Source organism: Pseudanabaena sp. PCC 9330, assembly GCF_055795045.1.
Map to the genome: position 1 here is coordinate 38,644 of NZ_JAYFES010000098.1, position 18,468 is coordinate 57,111.

At 57.8% G+C, this 18,468-nt stretch carries 18 protein-coding genes; 4 read left to right on the plus strand and 14 right to left on the minus strand.

Going from position 1 to position 18,468, the window contains the following annotated elements; genetic code table 11:
• Window positions 1–30 precede the first annotated feature (30 nt).
• A complete protein-coding gene (locus tag AC0QKW_RS10680; protein WP_473151070.1) occupies window positions 31–1,056 on the plus strand; it encodes an anti-sigma factor antagonist in 1,026 nt (341 codons plus the stop codon).
• Between the two features lie 158 nt (window positions 1,057–1,214).
• Window positions 1,215–2,303, plus strand: coding sequence for a Ycf66 family protein (locus AC0QKW_RS10685; protein WP_473151052.1), 1,089 nt, complete (start codon window positions 1,215–1,217; stop codon window positions 2,301–2,303).
• A 42-nt stretch (window positions 2,304–2,345) separates the two neighbouring features.
• On the opposite strand, the gene AC0QKW_RS10690 is transcribed toward AC0QKW_RS10685, so the two are convergent.
• From AC0QKW_RS10690 to surE, 9 genes are all read right to left on the minus strand, one after another.
• On the minus strand, window positions 2,346–3,494 hold the full coding sequence (locus tag AC0QKW_RS10690) for a hypothetical protein (protein WP_473151053.1): 1,149 nt from the start codon (window positions 3,492–3,494) through the stop codon (window positions 2,346–2,348).
• Window positions 3,495–3,568: 74 nt separating this feature from the next.
• Window positions 3,569–4,312, minus strand: coding sequence for a precorrin-2 C(20)-methyltransferase (locus tag AC0QKW_RS10695; protein WP_473151054.1), 744 nt, complete (start codon window positions 4,310–4,312; stop codon window positions 3,569–3,571).
• A gap of 62 nt (window positions 4,313–4,374) precedes the next feature.
• Entirely contained in the window at window positions 4,375–6,459 is a 2,085-nt protein-coding gene (locus AC0QKW_RS10700; RefSeq protein ID WP_473151055.1) for a cation:proton antiporter, read from the minus strand.
• A 91-nt stretch (window positions 6,460–6,550) separates the two neighbouring features.
• The gene (gene mltA, locus AC0QKW_RS10705; protein WP_473151056.1) at window positions 6,551–7,669 is read right to left on the minus strand and encodes a murein transglycosylase A; all 1,119 of its coding nucleotides are present in this window, start codon (window positions 7,667–7,669) and stop codon (window positions 6,551–6,553) included.
• Window positions 7,670–7,752: 83 nt separating this feature from the next.
• On the minus strand, window positions 7,753–8,007 hold the full coding sequence (locus tag AC0QKW_RS10710; protein WP_473151057.1) for a hypothetical protein: 255 nt from the start codon (window positions 8,005–8,007) through the stop codon (window positions 7,753–7,755).
• Window positions 8,008–8,132: 125 nt separating this feature from the next.
• Window positions 8,133–9,041: an AAA family ATPase gene (locus AC0QKW_RS10715; protein ID WP_473151058.1), complete on the minus strand. Its 909-nt coding sequence runs from the start codon at window positions 9,039–9,041 to the stop codon at window positions 8,133–8,135.
• A gap of 94 nt (window positions 9,042–9,135) precedes the next feature.
• Window positions 9,136–10,212, minus strand: a complete 1,077-nt coding sequence (locus tag AC0QKW_RS10720; protein WP_473151059.1) for a bifunctional riboflavin kinase/FAD synthetase — start codon at window positions 10,210–10,212, stop codon at window positions 9,136–9,138.
• Window positions 10,213–10,337: 125 nt separating this feature from the next.
• Window positions 10,338–11,210, minus strand: a complete 873-nt coding sequence (locus AC0QKW_RS10725; protein ID WP_473151060.1) for an MBL fold metallo-hydrolase — start codon at window positions 11,208–11,210, stop codon at window positions 10,338–10,340.
• Window positions 11,211–11,467: 257 nt separating this feature from the next.
• Window positions 11,468–12,295: a 5'/3'-nucleotidase SurE gene (gene surE / locus AC0QKW_RS10730; RefSeq protein ID WP_473151061.1), complete on the minus strand. Its 828-nt coding sequence runs from the start codon at window positions 12,293–12,295 to the stop codon at window positions 11,468–11,470.
• Window positions 12,296–12,353: 58 nt separating this feature from the next.
• On the opposite strand from surE, the gene pheS reads away from it, so the two are divergent.
• Both pheS and ilvC read left to right on the plus strand, forming a co-directional pair.
• Window positions 12,354–13,355 (plus strand): phenylalanine--tRNA ligase subunit alpha, encoded by a 1,002-nt coding sequence (gene pheS / locus AC0QKW_RS10735; RefSeq protein ID WP_473151062.1) that lies wholly within the window; start codon window positions 12,354–12,356, stop codon window positions 13,353–13,355.
• Window positions 13,356–13,456: 101 nt separating this feature from the next.
• The gene (gene ilvC / locus AC0QKW_RS10740; protein WP_473151063.1) at window positions 13,457–14,452 is read left to right on the plus strand and encodes a ketol-acid reductoisomerase; all 996 of its coding nucleotides are present in this window, start codon (window positions 13,457–13,459) and stop codon (window positions 14,450–14,452) included.
• Window positions 14,453–14,492: 40 nt separating this feature from the next.
• On the opposite strand, the gene AC0QKW_RS10745 is transcribed toward ilvC, so the two are convergent.
• The 5 genes from AC0QKW_RS10745 to AC0QKW_RS10765 all read right to left on the minus strand — a co-directional run bounded on the left by AC0QKW_RS10745 (window position 14,493) and on the right by AC0QKW_RS10765 (window position 18,391).
• On the minus strand, window positions 14,493–14,780 hold the full coding sequence (locus tag AC0QKW_RS10745; protein WP_473151064.1) for a DUF427 domain-containing protein: 288 nt from the start codon (window positions 14,778–14,780) through the stop codon (window positions 14,493–14,495).
• Window positions 14,781–15,251: 471 nt separating this feature from the next.
• Window positions 15,252–16,427: a small ribosomal subunit biogenesis GTPase RsgA gene (rsgA, locus tag AC0QKW_RS10750; RefSeq protein ID WP_473151065.1), complete on the minus strand. Its 1,176-nt coding sequence runs from the start codon at window positions 16,425–16,427 to the stop codon at window positions 15,252–15,254.
• 3 nt (window positions 16,428–16,430) lie between these two features.
• Entirely contained in the window at window positions 16,431–16,697 is a 267-nt protein-coding gene (locus tag AC0QKW_RS10755; protein WP_473151066.1) for a sulfurtransferase TusA family protein, read from the minus strand.
• Window positions 16,694–17,815, minus strand: coding sequence for a molecular chaperone DnaJ (gene dnaJ / locus AC0QKW_RS10760; protein WP_473151067.1), 1,122 nt, complete (start codon window positions 17,813–17,815; stop codon window positions 16,694–16,696). The genes AC0QKW_RS10755 and dnaJ overlap by 4 nt, the downstream gene beginning before the upstream one ends.
• Window positions 17,816–17,920: 105 nt before the next feature.
• On the minus strand, window positions 17,921–18,391 hold the full coding sequence (locus AC0QKW_RS10765) for an Hsp70 family protein (RefSeq protein WP_473151068.1): 471 nt from the start codon (window positions 18,389–18,391) through the stop codon (window positions 17,921–17,923).
• Between the last annotated feature and the right edge of the window lie 77 nt (window positions 18,392–18,468).

Genomic DNA, 18,468 nt, shown 5'->3' on the forward strand with positions numbered 1-18,468 from the left:
CAGCCCATGACCACCACTAGGGATGCCGGTATGGCCTCATCCATTGATTCAGATCAAAACCCCAAAAAAGCGGCTAACGAGTCATCTCTCGACACCCTAGAGGCCGTTTGTGTTGTGCAGGTGCCGGCAACGCTTACGGTGGTTGAAGCGATGGAGGTGGAGCAGACCGTTAAGCGTCACTGCCAGGTCAAACCTGCACCGGCAACGATCGTTTTCGATCTCAGCCAAACCAACTTTATCGACAGCAGCGGACTGGGGGCATTGGTAATCTGCTACCGCACTTGCCAAGCTCAGCAAGTCGCGATGGTGCTGCGCAGCGTACAGGAACAGGTGCGCATGGTGTTGGCCCTGACCGATCTCGACCAGCTCTTCACCATAGAACCTAGCGAAACCGCATCTGAAACTCCCGATCTAAAGCCCGAGATGCGGTTTGTCGGCTTGACGACCCATCCTTCGGTCGCCTCTAAGGGCAAACGAGCTCTAGATATAGTAGGGGCGCTTGTTGGCTTGGGCATTACCGCAGTGCTAGCAGTACCGATTGTGATTGCCATTAAGCTAGAAGACGGCGGCCCCATTTTATTTAACCAGGTGCGGTGCTCTTGGATGGGCAAGCGCTTCAAGATCTGGAAGTTTCGCTCGATGGTGACCGACGCTGAACAGCTCAAAGCTCATGTCAAGAATGAGGTTGAGGGGCCACTGTTCAAAAATGAAAATGACCCCCGTATTACCAAAGTAGGGCGGTTTCTGCGGCGCACCAGCCTGGATGAACTCCCACAGTTTTGGAATGTGCTGAAGGGCGAGATGAGTCTGGTGGGTACCCGTCCCCCCACTCCCGATGAGATCGAACAATACAAGGTGCCCGAGTGGCAACGGCTCGATGTCAAACCCGGCATGACCGGCGAGTGGCAGGTGAATGGTCGATCGACCGTGAAGAAGTTTGAAGACGTCATCCGCATGGATTTGGACTACCAAAAGAACTGGAGTCTGATGTACGACATTCAGCTCATCCTTAAGACTGTGATGGTGTTGTTTTCTAGAAAGGCTGGGGCGTCGTAGGGTAGCCCATGGAGATTAGACGCCGTGGAGGATGTTTGTCTTTCCACTTTTTGGTGGATAGGCAAGGCAATATTTGGATTTTTGGTCTCGGGCTATAGCCGCCGTGCTGGGCTGAGCAAGCCGCGATAGAGTAGGGAGGTTGTGCAGTGGGTGGGGCCATGGTAGCTCACGGCTTGGCGATCGCCCTTTGGTTTGGCAGCGTAGCACTCTACGGAGCTGCTTTCTTTTTCCCCGAAGTGCACCGTCGTCACGATTTTTTTTGGAGCGGGGTAGCCGCCTTCTACGGGCTAGTACTGTGGTTTGATGCGACGCAGATCTCATCGACAGAGCTATTGGGGCACGGGGCTAGCCTGGCCCTGATAGGCTGGCTGGGCTGGCAGACGCTGAGCCTGCGCCGCAAGCGCACCCCACTCGACTTACAGACGCCATTGACCGCCGAGTCCTGGCCGACATTTTGGGCAACCCTTCGGCGAGCGGTGCTGGGCTTTACTAAGGCAACGCCCCTGGGGCGCTGGCTACCGGCGGACTGGGAGAGCCCGAAAGTTATCGATCCAGCGATCGCCGTGGGTGAAATCCGCGCCTCTTCGCTCAAGGATGTGGACTACGAATTTGTCGATGAGCTGACCCGATCTCCAGAGATAGCGGTAGGGCGAAAGGCGATCGCCCCAGCAGAACCAATTCCAGCACCAGTTCAACCCAGCCCCCCCAAACCCAGCTTAAAGGAGCCGATGAGACGATCGCAGCCCGCACCTGCCGTGCCAAAACCCGCTCCCCCGTCAACACCTCAGCCCGGCAAAATTGCCGGCCTGCGCAGCTGGTTAGGGAAATTGCGGCCAGGTCAGCCGTCGGCCAAACCCAGCCGAGAGGTAATTGAGATTCCCCCCCGCCCCTCGCCGCTCGACCGCAAACGGCCTCAGCCAACAGCGGCCAATCGAGAGGTGCCTAAACGAAAGTCATCGAAGCGAGAGGTGATTGACATCCCCCCTCGTCCCTCACCATTAGATCGCAAACGCCCCCCGGCAGCGGCAGCCTCCCAAAGCCCAGACTCAGGCCCAGCGGTGACCATCGTAGACGCAGAAGCGGTAGAGAGTCAGGCAGGAGCAGAGGCGATCGCCCCCATCAGCCCGCCACCAGAGCCCACCGAAAACACCCCTTCACCGGCTGCTCCACAGCCTCGCCTTGACACCCAAGACGCCTCGTCAGACAACATTGGGGACAACGACGACAGCAACTGGATCGACGATTGACCGCCTCAGGTTTTGAGCAGTCGATGCGGTCACCCATCCGCACTAATCCGACGCCGAAGGTTCAGATTCGCCGTCTTCGGCTACGCGGGACTGTAACAACGCCTCTCGGGTGATGCAAGTCTCGCTGTCATAGATAATCTTAACCACCACCTGGTAAAGGGTGTTGGGCTCTAGGCCAGCCTCGTCGGCATCTTCTCCCTGACCAATGTCTCGCACAGCCTGCTCAGCCAGTTGATTGAGAAAGGGATAGCCAGTGCTCTTTAAAACAGCGGTCCAGGGAACTAAGGTGTCATCGGTCTCGCTGGGCAGACCAACTACACCGAGCAAGCCATCGGTAGGCTCAGGGGTAAGGCAAAGGCGGCCAGCGTAGGGAACTTCTAGGGTGACGGGGCTTTCTGCTTGAACGACGGTGTCGCCTAGCTTCTCTTGTACCTTGGCCAGCCAGGCTGCTTGGGCAAATTCAACCTCTGTGTTGCTAGTTTGAGACTCGCTGTACTCAACCCGTGTCAGTAGATCACTCGCTCGACTACTGCTCTCTGGGGTATCGCCAGGGGCAGCAGCAATGTCGGCAGACTGACTCTCATCGCCCCCATTGTCAGATCCTGGATCGATCTGACTGGAGTTGGGGTCAGCTCCATCCTCAGCGGCAGCAGAGCCTCGTGTAGAGGGCGATGCTCCTGCTTCTGATGTCGGGCTCGACCGCTCTCCTGAGGCCACGCTGCCTGGAATGGAGGGTAGGGTAGCGCGGCGAGGAGGCAGAGCGATGGATGTGCGACTCCTGGGTAGGGAAAAGGGAGAAATGCCCGTCGAGAAAGGATTTGACGGCAGCCTTGGCGTCGGAATTGGGGGAGAGGTACTAAAGCCTGAGCCTGGGTCGAGGGGTAGGCTACTGCCCGACGGCGGAAATAGACTAAAGAGATCGTCTTCGTTATCGGGAAAGAGAGAATAGTCTGGGGTAGAAAAATCTGGGAGGCGATTTTGTTCTTCTGGGGAAAGCTCAATGAGCGGCACCCGACGCTCATTGAGCTCGGCATCGTTGCCTTCGAGAGCAGCCAAGCTCAGGCTAGAAAAAGATGGCCCAGCCGCAAATAAAACACCATGAAACCCTACGGATACCAGCGCGGCTATCCACTGCGGCTGGCGGAGGATGGTAAGCAGTTGGTTGAGTGGAAGCGAGGTGCGGAGGTTCATGCGTGGCGCTGCTGCTACATCAGTTAGATGGAGTGATTTGGGGCTAAAGGGTTGGCGGGCTGGTGCTCTCTCTCCTAGATTAGCGGATTTGCCTTAGACCGTATGACCATGAGAGAGAAGTAGGGTAGCTCTAAGTCGGGATAGGCGGTCAATGGGCGGTAGATAGCTTGATTGGGTTGGGTGACATGGGTCATGACCCAGCTTTGATCTAGAAGCTGCCGCTGCTGCAAGAGTTCCCAGACCTTGGCATAGACTGAGCCTACTTTAAGTAAGACCACTACATCGGCCCAGGCTAGGACAGCTTCTAGATCGGCCAGGCTGTAGAGGGCGGGTAGAATCGCTAGCTTGTCAGCCTGCACAGTCAGTGGCACACCCAGGGCGCTAACCGCCGCCATCGGCGAGCAGACACCTGGAACTCGATAGATTTGAGCGTTGGGATGTCGCTGGGCCAGGCTCAGGGCCAGGTAGTTGAAGGTGCCATAGAAACTCAGATCGCCCTCACAGGCAAACACGACATTGAGGCCCTGGCACAGGTATTGCCAAACCTCGTCTGCGGCCTGGTGCCAGGCGGTGGAGAGTTGATCGGGATCAAAGACATAGGGAAAATTGAGGGGCAGCTGCTGCTGGTCACCCAGGTGGGGGGCAACAATGCGCTGGGCCAGCCCCGGCTGACCGTTGCGCCCCTGGGGGAAGGCAACGACATCGGCCGATTGCAGGTGCTTGAGGGCTTTGAGCGTGATCAAATCAGGATCCCCTGGCCCCACCCCAATGCCGGTGAGGGTGCCAATCGCCGCAGGCTGTTCAGTATTGAGGGCCATAGAATCTAGGACAAGGGCTGGTCTGGGAAAAAGGCTGGAATTGTATAAGTGCGATCGCCGTTCTAGCCATCGCCAATCGATTGTGGATCATCGCTAGCCGATTCGGCGGCGGCATCGGGAGGTAGATCTGGGCTTGCCTCTAGAGCCGAAGATCCATTGACTTTAGGAATGGCGGGGATGTCTGAACTCTTGCGATCGGTAGAGGTGTCAGCCTGAAGATTGGAAAAGACTGCGACGGTCTCGGCTGAGGTTAGAGGCGCGATGGTCTCTACCGGCCAAGTCTCGACGGCAGGAATCGTTTCTAGGGCGAGGCGGCGGGGTTGAATACCCCCGGCCAACTGCTTGAGCAGCTTGGGTTTAGAGTCGTGCCACAAGTAGACAATGCGATCGCCCCCCTCCCAAGCTTCCTGCTCAAAAGCCACCCTCAAAGCATTGTCATGCTCGACCAGGATGGGAAGCAGGGCGCCGCTGCCCACCAGGGTAGAGAGATGGGCTCTTTGCCGGTCGCTATCGTCTTGGCGGAGGCGGGTTTCCCCCAGGCAGATTTCTCCATCGGTGAGGTAGGCATTCCACTGTTTAAGTTCAAGACAAGGGGTTTGGGCTCCCTTTAGCTGTCCTTGGTTGGGCAGCTCCCCAACGCTTTTACCCTGGGGGAACACGGCAATCACTCGAGCTGGCTGAAACTCCTCTAGGGCGCGCTGGGCCACGACGGCATTGACCTCACCGTTTTTGGTCATCGCCAGAAACGTACCCGCTTTGGCCAGCCCAGCCTGTTCTAGAGCCTCACGATCCAGAGCGCTGCTGATCAGCACAGCAATACCTTCTTTTTCGGCAGCTTCGCAAGCGGCCTCGTTAGTGTCGATCATCACCACCGGATCGCCATACTCTTTGAGCAATCGAGCAATCAGCAAACTCAGGGGGCTGCACCCGACAATCACCGCGCCGATGGCATCGGCCTTAGTAATCCCCAGCCAGCGAGCCACAAATCGGGCGCTGAGCCCCTGCACCAGTACCGTCATGATGATGGTGAGAAATACCAGAGCCTTGATAGCATCGCCGCCGCTAATGCCCCGCTCGGTAAGCAAAATGGCAAACAGCGAGGCCACCGATGCCGACACAATGCCCCGGGGCGCCACCCAGCCCAAAAACAGCTTTTGCCGCCAGTTCAAATCGCTCGATCGGGTACACAGCCAAATATTGATAGGGCGCACCACCACCATCAGTACCAGCACCGTCAGCACCGCCCCCCGGCCCAAGGCAAACAGACTAGCAATAGAGAGATCGGCAGCCAACAAAATAAACAGTACCGACACAGCCAGCACAGTCAGCTGCCCCTTAAACCGACGCAGCAGGCGCTCGTCGGGCACCGACAGCCAGCGCACCACCATGCCCGCTACCACTGTGGCCATTAACCCGGCCTCACTACGGATGCTCTGAGCCAGGCCAAAAATGCCCCACAGCCCCGCCAGCACCACTAAGTTGCGCAGATCTTCGCCCAAAAAATTGGCCCGCTTGAGCAACAGGCCGATCAGCCCGCCGCCCACTATGCCGATCAGCGTGCCGATACTCAGCCGCAAAATTAGCCCGCCAACTACGGTGGTGGGGTCGGCATCACCATTCAGAATAATATCGAGCACCACCACGGCCAAAATGGCCCCCACCGGGTCGATCAGCACCCCTTCGCCTTCGAGCAGAGTGGCCACCTTGCGATCGACCTCTACCTGGCGCAGTAGAGGACTAATCACTGTGGGGCCAGTAACCACCACTAGCGAGGCGTAGAGAAAGGCCAATGACCAGGGAAACTCGCCCAGCCAGTGAGCCGCCATACCGCCGCCGATCAGGGTGACAAAAATGCCAATGGTCACCAGATTGCGCAGGCTGTTCGACACCTGGCCCAGCTCGCTCAGCTCTAGGCTCAGCCCCCCCTCAAACAAAATCAGGGCCACGCTGAGGGCCACAATCACCTCTAGACCCACTCCCAGGTCTTGGGGGTGCAGCAATCCAATGCCATCAGGCCCTAGGCCAATGCCAAATATCAGCAAAAAAATAATGCTGGGTACCCTGACGATTTCTCCCACTACCTGGGCGGTGACTCCGGCCAACACCGTGAGCACTATCTGTAGGGTGAGGGCAAAGGAGGTATCCATAGGCGTATAGGGTAGCACCCCCACTGTGACAGAAGCAGGGGAAGATCGCCAGGCTCCGATCGCCAGGCTGTGGCCGATCAGGCTATGGCGCTCAGGGCTTGAGCAGGAGATAAAACAGGCGACCGGGGGTGTTGATGCGACCGGCTAGCTCTCCGGCCTCTGGCCCAGAGCCAACGTACAGATCAACCCGGCCTGGTCCGAGGATGGCGCCGCCGGTATCTTGGTCAAGCACCAGACGAGTGGTGGGCCGAGGCTCCCAGGTGCCCTGGGCGGTCTGCTGGGGGAGGTCGACCTGAATGGCGGCGATCGCCCCAGGGGGCATCAAGGTCTTATCGGTGGCAATGGAATAACCGGCGGTCACCGGCACGCTGAGGCTACCCGTGGGAGGACCACCATCGCCCTCGCGAAAGAAAATGAACCGCTCATTTTGGGGCAGGTAACGATCTAACTCATAGGGATGAGCCTCAAAGTAGGCCAGTAGATTGGGCAGCGACAGGTCATCGGCAGCAATCTTGCCATCGTTGACCAGGGCGCGGCCAATGCTGGTGTAGGGGTACTCGGTACGCCCGGCGTAGCCCACGGCCATGACCCGACCATCGGTGAGCTGGAGCTTGGCCGACCCCTGCACCTGCACAAGAAATGCCTCTAGCCGGTTGGCCAGCCACACCAGCTCTAACCCCGCCAGCGGACCTTGGCTCGCTGCCAAGCCGTCAACTCCCTCTAGCTCTAGGCGGGTGGGGTGGGGCTGAGGCCAGGTCTCTAGGGTCGGCGGGCGGCGGTAGAGGGGGTATCGATACTCGGCGGTGGGCACTGGGCTAGCCCGGTAATGGGGCTCAAAGTAGCCGGTGTAAGCGACGGTGCCCTGGCCGTCAGCGCCAACAGATTCGTACAGCACAAACTCTCGCTCCAGGGCCGCTTGAAAGGCCTGGTCAGTGGAGCTGGCGAGCACTAACTGGCGCAGCCGTTGGAGGCTGCGGTAAACGCGATCGCGCGTAATGTCAGCCAGAGGGTAGGCTTGATAGTCGGCCGCTGCCTTGGGCGTAGCCAGGTAGCTGAGGCTGTGCTCAATGGCCTGTAGCAGCGGCTGCCGGTTTGGCGGCAGAGCCAGCTCAGCCCAGAGCGTATGCCCTCCGGCAACAGGTCGCAGGGGCTGGGGGCGATCGATCGCTACGTCCTCAGACTCAGCCTGGGGCGCGGCAGGGATAGGCATCAACGTGCCCCATACAGCCCAACTCAACGCCGCCCCTAGCCCCAGCCGCCAACTCAATCTCAAAATGCTCAACCCACTGCCCATTAATACCGCTCAACACTGGAGCTAAACACCGGCTCCACCCGAATGGCGCTGAGGCGCGAGGGGCGAATCACCATATACTCCCCTGGGTTGACCTTGGGCAGAGGCACCGTAATAAACTCATCCGAAGTGGCCTTGGGCATCAGCTCGCCGCTATACCACTTTTGAAAATCTTGAATCGAGGAGAAGCGCACCTCTTCGTGGTGGCCGCCATCAAACAGCATGTGAATGACATACTCACTGGGCGTTCTTGGCATGGGAAATCGCGTTCCTTCAGTTCACCGCCCCTATTATGGGCTGTTTGGTTCTAAAAACTACCATTGACCTGGGAATTTTGTCCTGCCGGGCTAGCTGCGGCAGTTAGGCCACTTGCTTGGGGCATTTACGGAATCGGGACGGTGGCCAGTAGGTCGGAGATCAACCGCTGGGGCCGATGGTGCCCAGCGGGAATGAGGCGGTGGGCTAGCACAAAGGGCGCTAGGTACTTGGCATCATCGGGGATGGCGTAGTTGCGGCCCTCTAGGTAGGCCAGAGCCTGAATCGCCCGGTAGAAAGCCACCGAGCCGCGAGGGCTGACCCCAAGGGTAATGTCGCTGTTGCTGCGAGTGGCCCGCACAATGTTGAGAATGTACTGCTGCAACGAGCCTTCCACAGTCACCTGCGCACATTCTCGGCGCAGAGCCATGACCTCATCAAGGGTAATACAGGGTTGAATGGTCTGGGTCGATGGGCCATCTGTCAGACGATTTAGCATACCCAGCTCTTCATTTTCGGTGGGGTAGCCCAGGCTAAAGGACAGGGCAAAACGATCCATCTGGGCCTCGGGCAGGGGGAACGTGCCCTGGTACTCCACCGGGTTTTGGGTGGCGATCACAAAGAACGGGTCGGGAACGAGACGAGAAAGCCCGTCGAGGGTGACCTGGCGTTCTTCCATCACCTCTAGCAGGGCTGACTGGGTACGGGGGGTGGCCCGGTTGATTTCGTCAGTGAGCAAAATGTTGGCAAACACCGGCCCCGGCATAAACTGAAATTCGCCGCTGCTGGGGTTCCAGATGTTGGTGCCGGTGACGTCGGTGGGCAGCAGGTCAGGGGTGCACTGAATGCGCTGAAACTTACCGTCAATGCAGCGGGCAAGGGATTTGGCCAGCAGGGTTTTGCCTACCCCTGGCACGTCTTCGAGCAGGGCATGGCCACCGGAAAACAGAGCCACCAGCACCAGCCGGATGGGGTCTGCCTTGCCGACGATGGTTTTATTTAAGTTTTGAACTAGCGTCTCAATCCGCTCGCGCATGCCAAAGAGTCCTGATACACCAAGCCCTGTATAGCCTACAAAATTTCTCCGCAAAAGAAATCTGCTTCTACAATCGGATTTGGGCTGTCTAGGCCTATGATGCCCCGTTAAACCCTAAATTGCCCACTGGCGATCGCGTTAGTTCTCCCAGAGCCTGCTGACAGTCACGCTGAATTTGGGCCTTGAGATCGGCCAGGGAGGCAAATTTTTGCTCTGACCGCAAAAAACTGTGCAGGTGTACCTCAAGGGTTTTGTCGTAGAGATCGCCCTGCCAGTGGATCAGATGGACCTCGGCGGTGACAGTCGCTCCGTCAACCGTGGGGCGGTGGCCCAGGTTCATGACGGCAGGCACTAGGGGGTAGGGGGTTTGAGTCGCCCCGTGTACCCAAACGCTGTAGACCCCCGTCTGGGGCAAAAACTTCTCAGCGGGCAGGTGCACATTGGCGGTGGGAAACCCCAGAGTGCGACCCAACTGCTGCCCCTTCACAACCCGACCGGTGAGGCTGTAGGGCCGACCCAGCAGCGCTTGGGCTGTGTCTAGGTCGGCGATTTGGAGCGCCTGGCGAATGCGGGAGCTGCTGATGCGATCGCAGCCATGGCAGGTCAGCGGGGCGACATGTACCTGCACCCCATGGCGGGCGGCCAAGGTGCAGAGATCATCTACGGTACCCTGGCGCTTTTTGCCAAAGCAAAAGTCTTGGCCCACGCTGATCTGCTGCACCCGCAGCTGTTTCACCAGCAGCCTATCGACAAAGTCTTCGGGGGAGAGGCTAGCCAGGTGCTGGTCGAAGGGCAGCAACACCAGCTGATCAATCCCCAAGCGGCTAATGTGGGCGGCCTTTTCGCCCAGGGGGGTGAGCAGGGGCCGCGTCTGACCGGTAAAAAACTCCTGGGGATGAGGAAAAAAGGTCATCACCGTGGGTACGGGCGACGCCGCTGCCCCCTGGGGCGGGGAGAGGGGGCCAGCTAGGGTTCGTTGGCGATCGCTCAGCCCACGCAGCGCCACCGGGGACGGGGGAGAGCATGTTTCTGCGTGCTGCTTGTCTAGCTCGTGTCTTGGCGGCACCACAGCACCAATTACCGCCTGATGGCCCAGATGGACGCCATCAAAATTGCCCAGGGCGATCGCCGTGGGCGTGATAGCGGTTGTAAGAGAGGACGTAATCCACACGCTTTACATTTTTACATAAGCTCGCCCCTGATATCCCGGCGACCCAGCGGGGATATCAGCACACCTAGGCGAGGAACAATGGAACTAGGCCAGTCATCGCCACCGCGATCGCCACAGACTTATTTCTAGCCCGCTGGGGTTGAGGCCTGGGCGACCAGGTCGATCGCCAGCCCTTCTTTGGCTACCACCGCACCCGGGAAAAGCGCCTGGGTCTGGACAGCGATTTGATCCATAAAGTCGTCGTCGTGGGCGGGGTCATGGTGAAAAATAACCAGTTTTTTGACCCCAGCCGCCTGGGCCACCTTAACGGCCTCCTGCCAGGTAGAGTGGCCCCAGCCTACCTTGCTCGACTTGGGGTCGTGGTACTCATCCTCGGTGTAGGTAGAGTCGTAGATCATCACGTCGGCGTTGCGGGCCAGCCAGACCACGTTCTCATCAAGGCGATCGGGGTAGTGCTCGGTGTCGGTGATGTAGGCCGCCACATAATTTTGCCAGGTCACCCGATAGCCAACGGCCTCGCCGGGGTGGTTGAGCAGAGCATTTTCAACGGTGATGTCGCCAATGCCCAGGGCTTCGCCGATATCTAGATCGCAAAATTTGAGGTCGGCCCCCATGATTTGGAGTGGCACCGGAAAGTTGGGGTGCAGCATTTGGTCGTTGAGCCGCTGCTCAATGGTGGAGCCATTGGGGGCGATCGCACCGTAGATATTGAACCGATTGCCCCGCACAAAGGCCGGTACAAAAAAGGGAAAGCCCTGGATGTGATCCCAGTGGGAGTGGGTAAAGAAGAGATTGGCCTCAACCGGCGTCTCAGCCAGCAGAGTCAGACCCAGTTCTCGCAGCCCGGTGCCGCCATCGAAGATCAGCCGGTGCCCGCCCACCAACATCTCGACACAAGAAGTATTGCCACCGTAGCGAACTGTGGCAGGCCCAGGGCAAGCGATGCTGCCCCGCACACCCCAAAAGCGAACTAAAAATTGCTGGGTAGGCTCAGCCATGAATCTCTCGAAAGGTGACAAGCGTAGAACAGGAGGCTCAAGATCACAGATGTACCTTGGAATAGAGCGGCGACCTAGAAATCTCTAAACGGATGTCTCTAATAGTAGTGAACTCTGATCAAAATGGTCAGGGTAGGCTGACCACCCCCAGGGACAATCTTTACGCAGTAGTAAATCACCCTACTGTACAGTTTGCCCTGAATTGCGGCGAGATGCTTCCTGAAACGATGTTTCTTAGTCTGGGGGCAGCCCAGGGTCTATGAGGGCAAGAGAGAGCGGCGACCCTCGGCCAGGTCTAGCAAGTCGCCTACGGCCGTGAGGTTGTACTGGAGCGGGGTCACCGAGATGTAGCGATCGCGAATAGCCTGCACATCGGTGGGTATAGGGGCGAGAGACTGCTTCAGATCTACTGGCCACCCCTGGTTAGGCAAGGGGTCTTCGATCTCCTCAACTGCCTCCCCAGCCAGCCAATAGTAGGTCTTGCCGCGAGGGTCAATGCGCTTTTCAAACTGATCAAAGTAGCGGCGAATGCCCTGGCGGGTGATCTTTGCCCCCCGAATGTCTGCCGCTGCCACTGCTGGTACGTTGACATTGAGCAGCAGGGGATTTGCCTGGGGAAACCGGGCCGGATCGGCCAGCAGATCGCGAATAAAATTGGCGGCGGGGGCAAAGCTCTGCTGGGTAAAGCTGGTCAGGCTGACAGCGATCGCCGGAATGCCCTCCATCATGCCCTCCATGGCGGCCGACACTGTACCCGAGTAGACCACATCGGTGCCCAGGTTAGCGCCGTGGTTGATGCCCGACACCACCACCTCTGGTGGGGTAGTCATCAGTGCCCCCAGGGCCAGCTTGACGCAGTCGGCGGGAGTGCCCGAGCAGCTCCAGGCCCGAATGTCGTGCTCAAACACCGACTCGATCATCTCCGCCCGAATCGGCTGATCCATCGTGAGGCCGTGGCCGGTGGCCGATCGCTCGCGATCGGGGCAGACCACGGTAACCTGATGCCCCGCTGCCGCCAGGGTATGGGCCAGAGTGCGCATGCCCAGGGCAAAAATGCCGTCGTCGTTACTGACCAGAATGTTCATAACTTTTCCCCCACCCCATTAAACTAGTCAACATAAGTTGTTGCACCATACACCCAGAATGACCGTCGCACCCACCTCGCTCGAAGCCGATCTGTTAGCCATGAAAGAGGCGGCCAGAGGGGCGATCGCTGCCGCCACTACCCTAGACGAGCTAGAGCAACTGCGCATTGGCTACCTGGGCAAAAAGGGCCAGCTCTCGAAGGTGCTGGGCGGTATGGGCAAACTCTCCGCCGAAGAGCGCCCCCGCATCGGGGCTTTGGCCAATGAGGTGAAAGACCTCATTCAAACTCAGCTCGACCAGAGTAAGGGCGCGCTAGAAACAGCGGCGATCGAGGCCCAGCTAGCCACCGAAACCCTCGATGTCACGATGCCGGGCGTCTTTCACCCCCAGGGCCGCATTCACCCAATCAACAGCATCATCGATCGCATTGTCGATATCTTTGTTGGCCTGGGCTACACCGTTGCCGATGGCCCCGAGATCGAAACCGACTACTACAACTTTGAGGCGCTCAACTTTTTGCCCGACCACCCGGCCCGCGACATGCAGGACACTCTCTACCTGCCCAACGGCCATCTGATGCGCACTCACACCTCCAACACTCAAATTCGCTATATGCAGAGCCACGAGCCGCCCCTGCGGGCGGTAGCCATTGGCCGCTGCTACCGCCGCGACACCGTAGATGCCACCCACGCCGCCGTGTTCCACCAGATCGAGTTTTTTGCGGTCGATACCGACATCACTTTTACCGACCTGCGCGGCACTATCAAAGTCTTTTTAGAAGCCCTCTACGGTGAGATTCCCGTGCGGTTTCGGCCCAGTTTCTTCCCCTTTACCGAGCCCTCTGCTGAGGTGGATGTGGAATGGCAGGGCAAGTGGCTGGAGGTGCTGGGCTGCGGCATGATCGACCCCAACGTGCTGCGATCGGTGGGCTACGACCCCGAGATCTACAGCGGCTTTGCGGCGGGGTTGGGGGTAGAGCGACTGGCCATGGTGCAGCACCAAATTGACGACATTCGCCGCCTCTACACCAGCGATCTGCGGTTCTTACGGCAGTTTTAGCTTAGGCATTGGCCTAAGGTATTTTGGCTTACCCCTTAGTTTGGTAAGATCAAGAGCTTGCAACTAAAATGCCATCGCTCGTCAACTTCAAGGAGAACCCCATGGCCCGCATGTACTACGACAGTGACGCCAACTTAGATTTGCTCAACGGCAAGACCGTAGCCATCATCGGCTACGGCTCCCAGGGCCACGCCCACGCCCTCAACCTCAAAGACAGCGGCGTCAACGTCATTGTGGGCCTGTACGAAGGCAGCAAGTCCGCCGCCAAGGCCGAGGCCGAGGGCCTCACCGTCAAGCCCGTCGCCGATGCCGTCAAGCTGGCCGACTGGGTGATGATTTTGCTGCCCGACGAAGTGCAGCGTACCATCTACAAGGAGGCGATCGCCCCCAATCTAGAAGCGGGCAACGTGCTGCTGTTTGCCCACGGCTTTAACATTAACTTTGGCCAAATCGTTCCTCCCGCTGATGTGGATGTGGTGATGGTGGCCCCCAAAGGCCCCGGTCACCTGGTGCGCCGCACCTACCAAGAGGGCCAAGGGGTGCCCTGTCTGTTTGCGGTGTATCAAGATGCTACAGGTCAGGCTCGCGATCGCGCCATGGCCTATGCAAAAGGCATCGGCGGCACCCGCGCTGGCATTCTCGAAACCACCTTCCGCGAAGAGACCGAGACCGACCTGTTTGGTGAACAGGTGGTGCTCTGCGGCGGGCTTAGCGAACTGATTAAAGCGGGTTTTGAAACCCTGGTGAACGCAGGCTATCAGCCCGAACTGGCCTACTTTGAGTGCCTCCATGAAGTGAAGCTGATTGTGGATCTGGTGGTCGAGGGTGGTCTGGCAAAAATGCGCGATAGCATCTCTAACACCGCAGAGTATGGTGACTACACCCGTGGCCCCCGCATCATCACCGATGAAACCCGGGCCGAAATGCGCAAGGTGCTGAAGGAAATTCAGACCGGCCAGTTTGCCCGTGAGTTTGTGCTGGAGAGCCAGTCAGGGAACGCCGGGTTTACCGCCATGCGCCGCCGCGAAGCCGAACACCCGATCGAAGAAGTGGGTAAAGACCTGCGGGCGATGTTTAGCTGGCTGAAGAAAGCGTAATCGAGCTGCAGGGGCACAGCATGCTGTGCCCCTGCTAAATCTACGCCTCTACCTTCACCTTGTTGCTATAGAACGCCACGTAGCCCTTAATATTGTTCGCGGCTGGCTTGGGTTCGGGATAATACCAGGCTGCACCAGCGTTGATTTCTCCATTCACGACGACGTCGTAATAGCTGGCGGTACCTTTCCATGGGCAGCCAGTAGTCTTGCTGATGGGTTTGAAATAGTCCATATTGAGCGAGTCGGGTGGAAAGTACTGATTACCTTCCACCACTTCACAGGCGCTGCTTTCAGCAAGTACAACGCCATTCCAAGTCACTTTAGCCATGGGCTTGTCTCCACTTTTCTTTCAGACTATAGCGAATTAGATACAGCTAGTACCGCAAAGCAGAAGGATAAAGCGGGATCCAAGGATGCATAGGAATTTTGGCTCTCCAAAGTGCCGGAGACGCTGTGATCTCCTAGGATCAACATGTTTGCCACATCCCATGCCAAATCTGAATTCTATATCCCCGATTCCCAACTGGCGAACCTATAGGGGTGAACCGCTGTTTGCTCTGCCGAACGGGGGGCAGGCGAGCAGAGGTTGATATCAAAACCCCTTAAGCCTTTGCGAACCAAATGCTTCGGGGGCATTGGAGAGTTTGCAACATGTCAAATGCGGTAGGGCCAAATACCATTTTCTATTTCTAGACCAGATCCCTAAGTCAGGACGAATTAGAGTAGGGAAAAGGGGCGTCATTTATGCTGAGCCTGTCATGCCTGCCCATGAGCTAATAATGGCCCTAGCTTGATAAGGCTACTCTGGGTCGTAGGGGCTCTTGAGTCCGTTCCCAGAGCTAGAGTCCTCGTTAGCGATCGCATCTTCCTGCCCGCTGTTGTCTCCCGGCCCATAGCGCCATTCATCCATCAGTTGTCGCTGACTGCGACGTGATAGACGGCGATAGCGCTTAGCCTGCAAGCGCGGTTCATGCTGTTGCTGTCCCTTCTCCCCCATCTTCACCTTGAGTGTGGCATCGGGATCGGGTCGGTGTTGGCGATGCTCCTGGTGGGTTTGGGCTTCCTTGAGCAGAGTGCGGTAGAAATCATAGCGAAGCCAGTCAATGCCAACCGCACACCCGGCCTCGCCCTGGTGCATGCAGTCTCTAAAGTGGCAGCCTTCCTGGGCCAATCGCCGCCGAATTTCAGGAAAACACTGCCCCAAATCCGTTGGAGCTAGCCGGGTTAGATCGGGTTGATTAAACCCCGGGGTGTCGGCTAAATAACCACCTCCTGGGAGCTCAAATAGCTCCACATGGCGAGTGGTGTGTCGCCCACGACCTAACTTTCCTGACACCGTTCCCGTTCTCAAGCTCGCCTGGGGAATAAGCCGATTGATCAAGCTCGATTTGCCCACTCCAGAGGGCCCCGAAACCACCGTGGTGCGATCTTGCAGCAGCTCACCGAGTTCTTTAGGCACAGGCTCCGACCGTAAGCTCATCACCGTAGCAGTATAGCCCCACCGGGCTAGCTGTTCTTGCCAGTACTGACGGGTTTCCACCGTCACCAAATCTTGCTTATTTAGGCAAATGCTCACCCGCAACCCTGCCGACTCAGCCGTAACCAAAAATCGGCTTAGCTGCTGGGGGTCTAGCTCGGGTTCGGCTAGGGCGAAAACCAGTAGGATATGATCGGCATTGGCAATTGGAGGACGATCTAGAACCGTCTGACGCGGCAATACTGCTGCGATCGCACCCCGTTTTCCTTCCCAGTCCAGGGCTTCTAGGTACACAGTGTCCCCCACCATGATCTGCTGCCCAATCTTTTTCAGCCGAGCCCGACGGGTACAGAGCAGGCTGCTGGGCAAGACCGTCTCGGTCGGGGCCACCCCGTCGCCCCATTCACGGATCTGCACCTGGTAATAGTTTGCCTGCATGGCCATCACTACGCCCCAAGGGGCCGCCAGATCTTTATCGGTGGCCGTTATTACATCCATCGATTAAGCAGGACGACGGATGCGTAAGGCAAAATAACCGTCGCAATCTTGCAAATCCTCCACCCGATATCCCTCCATCATCAGACTGTCGGGCACCTGCTCCACTGGCTCACCCGCGTCTAACCACACTTCTAACAGCGAGCCAGGGGCCATCTTCTCAAGCTGAAGCTTGGTACGCACAAAGTTGATTGGGCAGGGGGTTCCCCTCAGGTCTAAATGCCCATCGGGGGTAGTGCCACCGAGAGGGGCAGACGCAGTTACATGGCTCATCCGCGAAATAGCCCCCCCAAAAAGCCTTCAATACCTCCCCGATTCACTTTTTCGCCGCGCATTTCAGCCAGCTTCTCAATGATTTCCCGTTCTTCTGGCTTAAGCCGCGTGGGAATATCAACCTGTACTGCAATCAGGTGGTCGCCCCGGCTGACCGGGTTACCCAACCTGGGCACACCGTGGTTGTCGAGGGTAATCACGGTACCGGGTTGAGTCCCAGCAGGTACATCAACCTCAAGGGGGCCATCAACGGTTTCTATGGTCAACTTGCAACCCAGAATTGCCTGGAGATAACTGATTTTCAGATCAGAGAGAATGTTAATGCCATCGCGCTTGAAAGTGGCATCTTCTGCTACAAAGAGGTAAACGTAGAGATCCCCTGCAGGCCCACCCCGCAGCCCGGCATCCCCTTCGCTGGAAACCCGCAGGCGGGTGCCATTGTCTACCCCAGCTGGCACGGTGATCTTGAGCTTTTTAGTCTCCTGGGTCTGGCCGCTGCCGCCGCAGACCTCACAGCGGTCTTCAATCACTTCCCCGGTGCCGCTACAGGTAGGGCAAGCTGACACCTGGGTAAAACTGCCAAAGGGGGTGCGAGTGGCCCGCCTCACTTGGCCAGTGCCGCTGCAAGTGCCGCAGGTGGTAGGGCGAGTGCCGGGCTTAGCGCCACTGCCCGTGCAGGTGCCGCAGGTTTCGAGGTGGCTAATCTTAATTTCTTTTTCACCACCAAAGACAGCCTCTTTAAAGTCAAGGCGAAGGTCAAGGCGAAGATCATCGCCTCGGGTTGGCCCCCGCCGCCGCCCGCCCTGACTCTGCCCACCAGCAAACCCACTGAAGAAGCTTTCGAATATGTCGGCGAAGCCGCCCATATCGCCAAAGTCTTGGTAGCCAGCTGCCCCAGCGCCTAGGCCAGCTTCTCCAAACCGATCATACCGAGCCCGTGACTCAGGCTCTGAGAGAGCTTCATAGGCTCGGTTAATCTCTTTAAAGGTATCTTCAGCGCCAGGATCTTTATTGACATCTGGGTGGTATTTACGGGCCAAGCGGCGGTAGGCTCGCTTAATGTCGTCTTGATCGGCGTTGCGCGAAATACCAAGAATGTCGTAGAAATCACGGGCCATAAAGGTCTACCTAGGCAACTCCAGCAAGAATCAAACATTAGACCATTTTAAAAGCAGTGCAGAGCTTGCCCAGGTGGGATACCCGCCCTACAGCCGTAATTAGCCTCAGTCAATTGCTTCATAGTCAGCAGTTACTGTAGCATCTAGGCCTAAATCTTGATCGTAGGGCGCTTCAGCATCGCCGTCATCGCCATCCTCTAGACCGGTGTAGATAGAGGCTGGGATGTTAATATCCACCTCTGCTGTACTGTCACCCTCTCGGTAAAGGTTTGAACCCACGGCAAAGATGGCAGCCTGCAGGGCGTCAATGCATCCTTGGAAGGTGACTACGTCGATACTGGGAGTATGGGTGGCGGCCCGCAGCTGACCGGCTTTCTCCTCTAGACTGGTGCGAACGGCCTCATCCAGAAGGCTACCGTGGTCGCGCAGAGTTGCCTCATAGCTGTAGAACAAAGTATCTGCTCGGTTGGTTAGCTCGGCAATTTGTCGCCGCCGCTCGTCTTCATCAGCATAGGTCTCAGCTTCTATGCGCATTCGATCGATTTCGTCGGTGTTGAGGCCCTGGTTGACTGACAAAACTAATCGGCAGCATAGCAGTACGTGTGTATTTTGAACTCGATTCGATAGATGCGCTGCTCATGTTGTTTCCGAGA